General features: G+C 52.5%; 11 protein-coding genes. 3 read left to right on the top strand and 8 right to left on the bottom strand.

The annotated features are described in order from the left end of the window. The first annotated feature begins 104 nt into the window (after nucleotides 1-104). On the top strand, nucleotides 105-470 hold the full coding sequence (locus tag OGX99_RS09725; protein ID WP_003024853.1) for a DUF805 domain-containing protein: 366 nt from the start codon (nucleotides 105-107) through the stop codon (nucleotides 468-470). Between the two features lie 37 nt (nucleotides 471-507). On the opposite strand, the gene yhaJ is transcribed toward OGX99_RS09725, so the two are convergent. Then, on the bottom strand, nucleotides 508-1,404 hold the full coding sequence (gene yhaJ / locus OGX99_RS09720) for a DNA-binding transcriptional regulator YhaJ (RefSeq protein ID WP_003024855.1): 897 nt from the start codon (nucleotides 1,402-1,404) through the stop codon (nucleotides 508-510). 104 nt (nucleotides 1,405-1,508) lie between these two features. Here yhaJ and OGX99_RS09715 point away from each other — a divergent pair, with 104 nt between their 5' ends. Continuing rightward, entirely contained in the window at nucleotides 1,509-2,210 is a 702-nt protein-coding gene (locus OGX99_RS09715) for a pirin family protein (RefSeq protein ID WP_151224390.1), read from the top strand. Nucleotides 2,211-2,236: 26 nt separating this feature from the next. Continuing rightward, nucleotides 2,237-2,386: a protein YhaL gene (locus tag OGX99_RS09710; RefSeq protein ID WP_286543340.1), complete on the top strand. Its 150-nt coding sequence runs from the start codon at nucleotides 2,237-2,239 to the stop codon at nucleotides 2,384-2,386. 54 nt (nucleotides 2,387-2,440) lie between these two features. On the opposite strand, the gene OGX99_RS09705 is transcribed toward OGX99_RS09710, so the two are convergent. From OGX99_RS09705 to tdcC, 7 genes are all read right to left on the bottom strand, one after another. After that, the gene (locus tag OGX99_RS09705) at nucleotides 2,441-3,751 is read right to left on the bottom strand and encodes an L-cysteine desulfidase family protein (RefSeq protein WP_151224391.1); all 1,311 of its coding nucleotides are present in this window, start codon (nucleotides 3,749-3,751) and stop codon (nucleotides 2,441-2,443) included. 24 nt (nucleotides 3,752-3,775) lie between these two features. After that, nucleotides 3,776-5,107: an SLC5/6 family protein gene (locus OGX99_RS09700; protein WP_003841510.1), complete on the bottom strand. Its 1,332-nt coding sequence runs from the start codon at nucleotides 5,105-5,107 to the stop codon at nucleotides 3,776-3,778. Nucleotides 5,108-5,390: 283 nt separating this feature from the next. Further along, nucleotides 5,391-6,755, bottom strand: a complete 1,365-nt coding sequence (gene tdcG / locus OGX99_RS09695; protein ID WP_151217827.1) for an L-serine ammonia-lyase — start codon at nucleotides 6,753-6,755, stop codon at nucleotides 5,391-5,393. 87 nt (nucleotides 6,756-6,842) lie between these two features. Then, nucleotides 6,843-7,238: an enamine/imine deaminase gene (locus tag OGX99_RS09690; RefSeq protein WP_003828585.1), complete on the bottom strand. Its 396-nt coding sequence runs from the start codon at nucleotides 7,236-7,238 to the stop codon at nucleotides 6,843-6,845. A 13-nt stretch (nucleotides 7,239-7,251) separates the two neighbouring features. Beyond that, nucleotides 7,252-9,546, bottom strand: coding sequence for a formate C-acetyltransferase (gene pflB, locus OGX99_RS09685; RefSeq protein WP_286538654.1), 2,295 nt, complete (start codon nucleotides 9,544-9,546; stop codon nucleotides 7,252-7,254). Nucleotides 9,547-9,574: 28 nt separating this feature from the next. Further along, a complete protein-coding gene (gene tdcD / locus OGX99_RS09680; RefSeq protein ID WP_187253308.1) occupies nucleotides 9,575-10,783 on the bottom strand; it encodes a propionate kinase in 1,209 nt (402 codons plus the stop codon). A gap of 31 nt (nucleotides 10,784-10,814) precedes the next feature. Then, nucleotides 10,815-12,146 carry a threonine/serine transporter TdcC gene (gene tdcC / locus OGX99_RS09675; RefSeq protein ID WP_005131699.1) on the bottom strand — a complete coding sequence of 444 codons (1,332 nt, stop codon included), beginning with the start codon at nucleotides 12,144-12,146 and terminating at the stop codon, nucleotides 10,815-10,817. Between the last annotated feature and the right edge of the window lie 16 nt (nucleotides 12,147-12,162).

Genomic DNA, 12,162 nt, shown 5'->3' with positions numbered 1-12,162 from the left:
GGGCCAAATAATTAATACTACAAACATTTACCAGCATTCCATTCGCAGCTATTCTTAATTTGATTGCTTTAAAAACAAGTAATTGAACGCAGAACGAGGCAAAAATGGATTGGTATTTAAACGTATTAAAGAACTACTTTGGGTTTGGTGGCCGCGCGCGTCGTAAAGAATACTGGATGTTTGTGCTGGTCAACATCATCTTCACGTTCGTGCTGGGCATTCTGGACAGAATGCTTGGCTGGGAACGCGCCGGAGGAGAAGGCATATTAACAACGATTTATGGGGTTCTGGTCTTTATTCCGTGGTGGGCGGTACAGTTCCGGCGTTTACATGACACCGATCGTTCAGCCTGGTGGCTACTGGTGCTATTGATCCCGATCGTCGGCTGGTTGGTCATCATTATTTTCAACTGTCAAAACGGCACTCCGGGGAGCAACCGCTTCGGCGCTGACCCCAAACAGCTGTCCTGAATTCAAATACGCCCCTTCCGTTGAAGGGGTGTATTTCTTATTTACCCGCGAACAGTTTCGGGATTTCCCGCAGACACCAGGATTTCGCCTCGCCCATGCTGTCCCGACGCCAGGCCATAATAATATCAATTTCACTTGTCGATTCCGGGCTTACTACCCGCAGCCGACCTGCCGCAATATCCTCTTCCACCAGCGGATACGGCATTGTCGCCACGCCCAGGCCGGCCAATAACGCCTGGCGTTTATCTTCTATCGTACTCACCGTCAGACGCGGCTGTTTATCCAGCAGTTGGACCGTGAGTACCGGGCGTTCACGGGCGGTGTCCGCCACCGCGATCCCGCGGTACTTCACACGGGTGACTTCCGATAACGGTTCTGGCTCCTGATGGATGGGATGATCCGGAGCCGCCACATAGACGTTCATCAGCGAGTATAGCTTGCGCGAATTGATTTCTGAGGATGAGCGAAAATGCATATCCGGCGCAATCACGATATCCGCCCGTCCCTGCTCCAAACGCTCCCATGCTCCGGCCAAGACTTCGGTAATAACGGAAAGCTGGGTATTGGCCTTCCCGGCAAGTCGGTCAATCAGCGGGAAAAACGCCGCTGTCGGCACCAGCGCTTCGGTAACGATGGTCAGATGCGTTTCCCAACCGCGAGCCAGTGCTTCGGCATCGGTGGTCAGTTTATCCGCGGCTTCCAGCAGTACGCGTCCACGCTCCAGCAGCATACGCCCGACGTTAGTGAACTTTGTGCGATGGCCTGAACGGTCAAACAGCACCACGTCCAGCTCTTCCTCCAGTTTCTGCATGGTATAGCTGAGCGCGGAAGGCACGCGCCCTAGTTCGTCTGCCGCTGCGGCAAAGCTGCCGCGCCTGTCTATTGCGTCCATGACGCGTAACGCTTCAAGCGTTAAAGCCCTTTCTTTGGCCATCTCGTTCTCATTCAGGAAATTTGAACATACCGGGCAGAATATCTGGCTAACAATGCAGCGTCTAGCCATTTAACATAAAAGGAAGTAAAGAGAGGTCAAGAACTATGATTACTACCCGTACAGCCAAACAATGCGGGCAAGCAGACTACGGCTGGCTGCAGGCTCGTTATACCTTCTCCTTTGGACACTATTTTGATCCTAAACTGCTGGGTTATGCCTCGCTGCGTGTTCTGAACCAGGAAGTTCTGGCACCGGGGGCCTCTTTCCAGCCACGTACCTATCCGAAGGTGGATATCGTCAATCTGATTCTCGAAGGGGAAGCGGAGTATCGCGATAGCGAAGGCAACCATATCCAGGCCAAAGCGGGAGAGGTTTTACTTCTCGCTACACAGCCGGGGATCAGCTACAGCGAACACAATATCAGCAAGGATAAATCGTTAACCCGAATGCAGCTGTGGCTGGACGCCTGCCCACAGCGCGAAAATGCCTGCGTACAAAAAGCCACGCTGAGTGCCGGTAAGCATCAATTGCTGGCCTCGCCGGACGGTGAACAAGGCAGCCTGCACCTGCGCCAACAGGTATGGGTACACCACGTTGAACTGCAACAAGGTGAATCGCTGAGTTTTCAGTTACATGGGCCACGGGCTTACTTACAGTCGATCCACGGCAGATTCCATGCGGTGACCGCTGGCGCAGAAAAGGAAGCACTTACCTGCGGCGATGGCGCATTTATTCGTGACGAAACTAACATAACGTTAGTCGCCGATACCTCGCTGCGCGCTTTGCTGATAGATTTGCCCGTATAGTCAGAGAAAACAACGGAGTACGACTGTTGAGTAAGAAAACATCAAAAAAACGCCAGCCGCAGGTTGCGCCGGAAAAACGAGAAACAGTTGCCTTCGGCTATGAAGAAATGCTGACAGAGCTGGAAGCAATTGTGGCCGATGCTGAGCTACGGCTGGAAGACGAAGAAGCCGCCTGAAAAGGCGGCTTTGACTTATACCGGATGACGACTCCACGTTACCCGGCCTGGAGATTAATGTGCCTTACTGGCCATGATCTCAATGATCTGTTTGTCGGTTTCCTGCATCGAACGACATGCCAGCGCACACAAGTTAGTGATAGATTGCTCGACGTTATGCGCCACAATCCCCTCGTTGCCGGTTACTGCAGTATCATCCAACGCCATCAGCACCGCTTTCCACGCCGCAGATGCGCTGGTTGAAACTTTCATCGCGCAGCTGTTTGAAGCGCCATCGCAAATCATGCCGCTCACGTCACCAATCATGCTGCTGATCGCCATCGCGATGGTGTTGTAGCGGCCATCCACGATCCATGCCATCCCTGCCGCAGCGCCCATCGCCGCCGTGGTTGCCGCGCACAGCGCAGACAAACGCGGAAGCTGATGATGGATGTAAATAGCGCTCAGGTGAGACAGCATCAGCGCACGCGCCAGTTTCTCCTCATCCGCGCCAAAGTGTTCAGCTACCACCATCACCGGGACGGTGGCGGTAATCCCCTGATTACCGGAACCGGAGTTGCTCATGGCTGGCAGCGTCGCCCCGCCCATTCGCGCATCCGATGCCGCACTGGTGCGGATCAGAATAGAGGTAGAAAGATCGTTCGCCAACAGGCCACGCGCGCACTGCTTCTCAAGCGTGGTTCCGATGTGCAAGCCCCAGTTACCGCGCAGCCCTTCCTGAGACAGCGCACCATTCAGTTTTGCCGCATCAAGAATAAAGCGGATTGACTCAAACGGTACCGCATTTACGAACGCCAGAATCTCTTCCAGCGAGGTGTGAGAAAGTACCGCCAGCGGTGACTCCTGCTCTTCTTCCTGCGCGTTCTGTTCTGTGGTGAACACCACGCCTTTATTGGTCTCGATATGCACAATGTTGGTATGCCCACCAACAATCGTCACGCACGCCCATCCTTCAGCGCTGTAAACCTTCGCGCGGGAAAAGAGGATATCCTCGCAAGGCTCCTGCAGCATCACCGCAACCTTGCCATCGCTCAACATCGCTTTCGCATCAGCGATCGCTTGGGGCGACGCATCTTTCAGTACCTCTAAACCGGCACGGGCATTTCCCCCCAGTGCACCCAGCGCCGCCGCGACAGGTAACCCGACCATTCCGGTACCCGGCACGGTAACGCCCATGCCATTTTTCATCAGGTTCGGTGAGACCCACGCATCAATACGTTCAACCGCACCGTCCAGCTCAGAGGATGCGACCGCTGCCGCCAGCGCCAGAGAGATAGGTTCCGTACAACCCAGCGCAGGCTTAACCTCCTCCTGCACCGCGCGGATAAAACTATCCCATAATGGATTCAATGTAGTCTCAAACATAACAACAACCTTTGCTCAGATAACTCAGGAAAATGCCAGGAACGGAGAAACGCACAGCAGCAGGCCCGTGATAATAATCAGATACAGGGAAGCGCCTTTGTATTTGTGCAGTGAAGGAACTTTGTAGACCAGCCAGGCCGGGATCAGACAACCCACCATGCCGAAGATAGGACTACAAATAGAGGTGAAGCTCAGCACCGGCGCATTGAGCACAATTGCGCTCCAGGCCAGCAGGATGGCGAAAACCATAATGCCGCGCTGAACCAGGGTTTCGTTGATTTTCTCGGCTGGCATTTTGCGGCGCAGCACGTTCATTACGATCCCCTGAGTCGCTTCACGGAAACCTAAGTAGACGCCGAAGAAAGCGGTCATAACGGCAAAGATGTTCAGAACAACGCTGACGATTTTCACCCAACCAGCACCCGCACCGCTGATAAACTGCGCGGCAATCGCCAGAGCGGAAATGTTCTGCTCGTAGGCTTTAACCGCTTCGTCATGGCCCATCGCCAGCGTGAAGGAAACAGCGTAGAAAAAGACGGTAACAAACAGAATACCGAACGCGATATTCATGGCACGCAGGGCTTTATGGCGCGCCACTTCAATGGATTTGTTGCGCGAACGATACGAGATAACCATCGGGCTTAAGGTCTGAATAAACAGAATCGAGGTCAGCGTAAATGGCAACGTTATGATCGCGTTTTTGATCAGCAGCGCCATCGGCGGCAGTAAACCTACGTTATACAAATGCCACATCCCAACCATCGATACGCCAAGCGCTGCCACTACCAGCAGTTTGGTCAGCACCATGCCGGTGGAGATTTTAAACAGCAGTTTTTCCCCGCGTGACGAGATGGCCACCAGGATGCAAATCAGCACCAGGCCATAGAACGGGCTGTCGGACAGTAAACCTTCAGTAACGCCAAAAGTATGCAGGTAAGAGGCGCTATCGTTGGTGATGGCGGTGGAGTAGACGAACATCCAGATTACCAGCATCACAAAGTACAACGCACCTAACAGGATGCCCCAGTTTTTACCCAAGTAACCGCTGATCACGCTTGGGTAATCTTTACATTCCGGGGACTCAGCCAGCGTATTGATAAACAGACGCTGGAACAGATACATGGCTGGGTAGCCAATGATAGAGGACAGCAAGAACACCCACAGCCCCATTAACCCGACCTGGACAGGAAGAAAAACAATCCCTGCGCCAATCGCCATACCGATACTCATAATGACCCAGCCGGTGTCCATGCTGTCGAATTTAATGGCTTCACGCCATTCGCTTTCGGTCATCCCCGCCCGACGCGCCGGGGCAGATGCGTCGAGTATTACGCTGTTATTCGTTGCCGTTTCCATAAAAATCTCGCTCAAAATGTAGGGTAAGGTTTTATTATTTTTCCGTTCCGCATCAATGCGATACGCGGTACGAGTCGTGCAGGCGAGTTCGTTAGAATGGAGAAATCATACGCCGAGGGTCAGAGAAAAACTTCACAAACATACCCCTTTATTTCACAATGTTTAATAAAATTTTTCTTATTTATATTTATAAAATGGAACTATTTTCTCTTTTTGAGGCGGATCACAACAAAAAAAAGGGCGCACTCAAGTGCGCCCAAAGGAGAAATAAACACAAATTCAGTTAACTGCAAACCACCTTGATCGCCAGCCCACCGCGTGAAGTTTCACGGTATTTGTCATTCATATCTTTGCCCGTTTCATACATCGTCTCGATCACTTTATCGAGCGAAACGCGTGGTTCTGATGTCCGACGTAGCGCCATACGCGCGGCGTTGACGGCTTTAACCGCATTGATCGCATTACGTTCAATGCATGGGATCTGCACCTGCCCAGCCACCGGATCGCAGGTCAGCCCCAGGTTATGCTCCATAGCAATTTCCGCCGCAATACACACCTGGGACGGGCTACCGCCAAGCAACTCTGTCAGCCCGGCAGCCGCCATTGAACAAGCGACACCAATCTCACCCTGGCAACCGACTTCTGCACCCGAAATCGAGGCGTTCATCTTATACAGCGCACCTATCGCCCCCGCGGCCAGCAAGTAGCGGGCAATGGAATTTGCATTTACCGGACGGCGGAATTTGTCGTAATAGGCCAATACGGCGGGAATAATTCCACATGCACCGTTGGTCGGCGCCGTCACAACCCGGCACCCGGCGGCGTTTTCTTCGCTCACGGCCAGCGCGAACATGTTGATCCAGTCAATGACGTTCATCGGGTCGCTGGACAGGTTGTCGCTGGAAACCAGCAACCGACGTAATGCCACGGCGCGGCGCGGTACATTAAGCGGGCCCGGCAGAACGCCTTCGGTATTCATGCCGCGCTCAATCCCCGCATGCATGACGTCCCAAATGGCAGCAAAGCCAGCATCGATTTCTTCTTTGCTGCGCATCGCCAGTTCGTTTTGCATCATCAGGCCGGAAACAGACAGCCCGTTGCGCTCACACAGTTTCAGCAGTTCGCTGGCGGAATGAAAATTGTAGGGCACGTGTGCTTCAACATCATGCGCCTGACCAAATTGCTCCTCTTCAACGATAAAACCACCGCCGACGGAGTAATAGGTTTTCCTTAACAACGTCTCGGTGCCGTTCCACGCGGTGAGACGCATACCATTTTCATGGCGCGGCAGCGTTTCGGCATGAAAGAGAATATTTTCATCTGGAGAGAAATCGACAACATGCGCGCCCTCTGCCACCGGTAACCGTCCGGTACGGGCCACTTCCTGAGTAAAACCAGCGATTGAATCTATATTCACATTTTGCGGACTGTTACCGGCCAGCCCCATCATGATGGCGATATCTGTCGCATGACCTTTTCCGGTCAGAGAGAGTGATCCGTAAAGATCGACCACAATATGCGTAGCCTTAGGGAGTTCCCCGCTGCTGACCAACAGATCGATAAAACTTTTACCTGCATTCATTGGCCCCACGGTATGGGAGCTGGAAGGTCCAATGCCAATCTTGAAAATATCGAATGCGCTAATCATATCCACACCCTCGGATTGCCGTTCAGTGAAGACCAGGTTTCACACTCATTAAGGATCGGGGCGATCCTGAGATCGCCCCGCAAGGGATTACAGCGTGTCGCCACGTACAGCGATAGCTTCAATCTCCAGCTTCACATCCTTCGGTAAGCGAGCGACCTGCACGCAGCTGCGCGTGGGATAGATAGCCTTGTGCTCATCAAAGAACTGCTGGTACACCTGGTTAATGGTGGCGAAGTCATTCAGGTCGGAAACGAAAACGGTCGTCTTCACGATATCGCTCACTTTCAACCCTGCAGACTCGACGATCGCTTTCACGTTTTCCAGGCTTTGACGGGCCTGATCGGCCACGTTTTCTGCCACTTCACCGGTCTGGGGACACACCGGAATTTGACCTGACGTCAACACCATGCTGCCCAGATCCACACCCTGTACGTAAGGCCCGATGGCCCCTGGCGCACATTCGGTTGCAATAACTTTTCTCATAGTCCCTCCGGCGTCAAAGCGCCTGGGTGAAAGTACGTGAAATAACATCCTGCTGCTGTTCACGGGTCAGCGCGTTGAAGCGTACCGCATAGCCAGACACGCGGATCGTCAGGTTTGGATAGTTTTCCGGGTGCTCGATGGCATCCATCAACATTTCACGGTTCATGACGTTCACGTTCAGATGCTGTCCGCCTTCCACATGCGCTTCATGGTGGAAGTAACCGTCCAGCAGACCGACCAGGTTGGTTTTACGCACCCCGTCCTCTTTGCCCAGCGCGGCCGGCACAATCGAGAAGGTGTACGAGATACCGTCTTTGGCATAGGTAAACGGCAGTTTGGCAACAGACGTTAACGACGCAACCGCTCCTTTACGATCGCGGCCATGCATCGGGTTCGCCCCTGGCGCAAACGGCGTACCTGCGCGACGTCCGTCCGGCGTGTTACCGGTTTTCTGGCCGTACACCACGTTGGAGGTGATGGTCAGAATGGACTGCGTCGGCACCGCGTTACGGTAGGTTGGCAACACCTTAATTTTCTTCATAAAGCGCTCAACCAGGTCGCAGGCAATGCTGTCCACGCGCTCGTCGTTGTTACCGTATTGCGGATAGTCGCCTTCGATTTCAAAATCGATCGCCAGACCGTTTTCATCACGAATCGGTTTCACGCGGGCGTATTTGATAGCCGACAGCGAATCCGCCGCCACGGAAAGCCCCGCCATACCACAGGCCATCGTGCGATAGACATCACGATCGTGCAGCGCCATCAGCGATGCTTCGTAGCTGTACTTGTCGTGCATGTAGTGGATGATGTTCAGCGCACTGATGTACTGCACGGCCAGCCAGTCCATAAAGTGGTCCAGACTCTCCATCACCGTGTCGTAGTCCAGCACGTCATCCATCAGCGGTGCCGTTTTCGGCCCGACCTGGATTTTCAGTTTCTCATCCACACCGCCGTTGATTGCGTACAGCAACGTTTTAGCGAGGTTGGCACGCGCCCCGAAGAACTGCATTTGCTTGCCGATAACCATCGGGCTGACGCAGCAGGCAATGGCATAGTCATCGCTGTCAAAGTCGGCACGCATCAAATCGTCGTTTTCATACTGTAAAGACGAGGTGATGATAGACACCTGGGCGGCGTATTTTTTGAAGGCGATCGGCAGCGCTTCGGACCACAACACCGTCAGGTTCGGCTCAGGTGCCGGGCCCATGGTGTGCAGCGTATGCAGATAGCGGAACGAGTTTTTCGTCACCAGCGTACGACCATCCAGCCCCATACCGCCGATAACTTCGGTCGCCCAGATAGGGTCGCCTGAGAACAGGGTGTCGAATTCCGGCGTACGCAGGAAGCGCACCATACGGATCTTCATAATGAAGTGGTCGATCAGCTCCTGCGCCTGCTGCTCGTTTAAAATTCCCGCTTTGAAATCGCGCTCAATGTAGATGTCGAGGAACGATGCGGTACGACCCAGCGACATCGCGCCGCCGTTCTGAGATTTCACCGCAGCCAGATAAGCGAAGTACACCCACTGCACCGCTTCCTGCGCATTCCGCGCCGGGCGGGAGATATCGCAGCCATACTTCGCCGCCATTTCCTGCATTTGCAGCAGGGCGCGACGGTGTTCAGACAGCTCTTCACGCAGGCGAATCGTGGCTTCAAGATTCTGGCCCCACTCCAGGTTCGACTGAAGATCGGCAAACTGCAGTTCACGCTCGCGCACCAGGTAGCGGATACCGTACAGCGCCACGCGGCGATAGTCACCGATGATACGACCACGGCCATAGCCGTCCGGCAGACCTGTCAGCACGCCGGATTTACGACAACGCAGCATATCCGGAGAGTAGGCGTCGAATACGCCCTGATTATGGGTTTTACGCAGTTCAGTAAACTGGTATTCAAAATCAGCATCCATCTCACGGCCATAAGCATCAAAAGAGCTTTTGATCATGTTGATGCCGCCAAACGGATGCAGAGCACGCTTGAGCGGCTTATCCGTTTGCAAACCGACGATTTTTTCCAGTTCCTGTTCAATATAACCCGCATCATGTGCGGTAATCGTGGTGGCAATATTGGTATCGAAATCTACCGGCGCATGCGTCGAGTTTTCAATACGGATGCCCGCCATAACTTTTTCCCACAATGCCGTGGTTGCAGGCGTGGCTTCGGCGAGGAAAGATTCATCCCCTTCATAAGGTGTGTAGTTGTGCTGAATAAAATCACGGACATTAATTTCTTCTTTCCAGTCCGTACCTTTAAAGCCATTCCAGGCTTCGGCATACAGCATATCGCTGGTATCGATATTTACCTTCATGAAAAATAATCTCTCTGCTGAAAATTAATTATGCAAATGCTACTGAGGTATTAATTTTGCCTAACGCAATGGCATCACGTGCAATCATTTTCTCTTCATTTGTGGGAATAACCGCACAAATAACACGAGCATCTTTATTTGAGATAATTCTTTCGCCATGTGAATTTGGCAAACTATTCATTTCGCTGTCGATATTCACACCTAAAACAGCAAGGTGTTCAATAACCAAGCGACGAATTAATACCGAGTTTTCACCTATTCCACCGGTAAAAATAATCCCATCAAGACGATGCAGCGATGCGGCATGTCCGGCGATATGACGTGCGATACGATGCACAAACGTTTTAATTGCCAATTGCGCACGCTCATGTCCCTCGTGCCAGGCTTTTTCTAACGTACGTAAGTCAGAAGACAAACCAGAAATACCCAGTAAACCGGACTCTTTATTCACTACGCGCTCAAGGTCGCTCAGCGTCTGGTTGGTTTCGCTTGCAATCCACGCCATCGCGCCGAAATCGACGTCGCCGCTGCGTGTCCCCATCATCAGCCCTTCCAGCGGCGTCATGCCCATTGAGGTATCAACGCTCTGCCCATTACGCACCGCACAGATTGACGCACCGTTCCCCAGGTGAGCCACAACCAGCCCCGAGTCATCACTCTGCAGGTCGAGAAGGTCATGCGCTTGCTGAGAAACATAGCGATGCGACGTGCCGTGGAAGCCGTAACGACGAACGCCCAACTCTTCGAAATATTTCCACGGTAAACCGTACAAATAGGCCTCAGGAGCCATCGTCTGGTGGAAGCTGGTATCAAATACCGCAACCTGCTGCCGGCCAGGGAAAAGATGCTGAGCAGATTCAATCCCGCTCAGGTTCGCATAATTATGTAAAGGAGCTAAAGGCGATACCCGGCGGATATTTTCTATAACTTCATCAGTAATAATGGCTGATTCGGTAAAGATATTTCCGCCGTGGGCAATGCGGTGGCCAATTAAGGCCACGCTGTCCATTAAATTACGTTTCTCAAGTTCAACAGCAATGGCTTTTAATGCGTCTTCGTAGCTGTGGTGAGCCAGCTTAGCTGGCTCTCCTCCATTAATTGCTATGAACGCATTTTCAGAGTTAATACCGTCTGCAATTCCCGCCAGTAAAACTTCACAGTTTGCTGCATCCAGCACTGAGAATTTAATGGAGGATGAACCACAGTTAATAACCAGTACTACCGGAAACTCATTCATTTCACTACTCCGCTCATCCTGAGCTTATGGATTAAAACAGTTTGTAGACAATGTTCAGGATGGTCAGCAGACCAATCGCGGTAACAAACACGTTATCCAGACGGCCACGGTATTTCGCCAGTGACGGCGCTTTACGGATGGCATACATCGGCAGCAGGCAGAGCAGTGAGGCGATAATCGGCGCGCCCATTGCTTCAATCAGGTCCAGGATGTTCGGGTTGGCGTAAGCCACAACCCAGGTGGAGCCCATGATGAAGATCATGCTGATGGTGTTCAGTTTGCCGACGGAAACTTTCGTTTTATCGCCTTTATAACCAAACTTCAGCACCAGACCATTCAGACCTTCCAGCGTACCCAGGTAGTGCCCGAAGAACGATTTGAAGATAGCAACCAGGGCGATGATAGAAGCACCGTACTCCAGAACGGTCGCGAAGGTGGACTTCGTACCGGACAGTGACGCGAAGTGGTTCGCCAGGTAAGACAGTACCGGAATGTTCTGTGCTTTCGCATCCGCCATATTCGCCGGAGACAGCGTAAACAGGCAGCTAAAGGCGAAGAACATAACTACGGCAACCATCAGCATACTGGCGCGGGAGATGATTTTGGAACATTTCTGCTCGGTGAATTCACGACCGAAATCTTTCTCATACTCTTCACGTTTAGACACCACGAAGGAAGAAACGATAGGTGAGAAGTTGAAAGAGAACACCATGATGGAAATACCCAGCCACACGGTAACCAGAATGCCGTCGTGCCCGGTCAGTGCGATATTGCTGAGGTCAACCTGATCGATAACCGCAGAGTTCCAGTAAGGAATCAGTGACAGAGAGATAAGCACCAGGCTGGCGATAAACGGCCATACCAGGTAGCTCATCACTTTAACCATCAGATCCTTACCAAACCAGATGACGAATGCCATCAACAACAGCAGGAACAGAGCTACAAAGCCACGGTTTAACGCTGGCATCTGCAACTGGTTTTCCCAGAAGGTCATAAAGGTGTTGGTAATGGTGACGCCATAAATCCACAGCAGCGGACAAATCGCAAAGAAGTAGAGGAACGTGATAACCACCCCGCCCGTTTTACCAAAGTGCTCTTCAACCGTTTCTGTGATGTTGCCGGAAGGGTTAGAACCGGAAAGACACAGGCGCGCCAGCGCACGGTGGCAATAGAAGGCGATGGGGTATGCCAGCACCAGCATGATCAAAATGGGGATCAGTCCGCCAAAACCTGCGCGGATAGGGAAGAACAGCACCCCGGCGCCGATGGCTGTACCAAATAAACCCAGTGTCCAGGTGGTGTCCGATTTGCGCCAGGACGACTGTTTTGTCTGGCTGGATACAATGCTATCAGTAGTACTCATATCCTATCCTCAACGA

The sequence above is a fragment of the Citrobacter sp. Cu096 genome (assembly GCF_030332285.1).
In the GTDB taxonomy this organism is placed as follows: domain Bacteria; phylum Pseudomonadota; class Gammaproteobacteria; order Enterobacterales; family Enterobacteriaceae; genus Citrobacter; species Citrobacter meridianamericanus.
The sequence above is the reverse complement of the archived record's forward strand: the minus strand, read 5'-3'. Positions and strand labels throughout refer to the sequence as shown.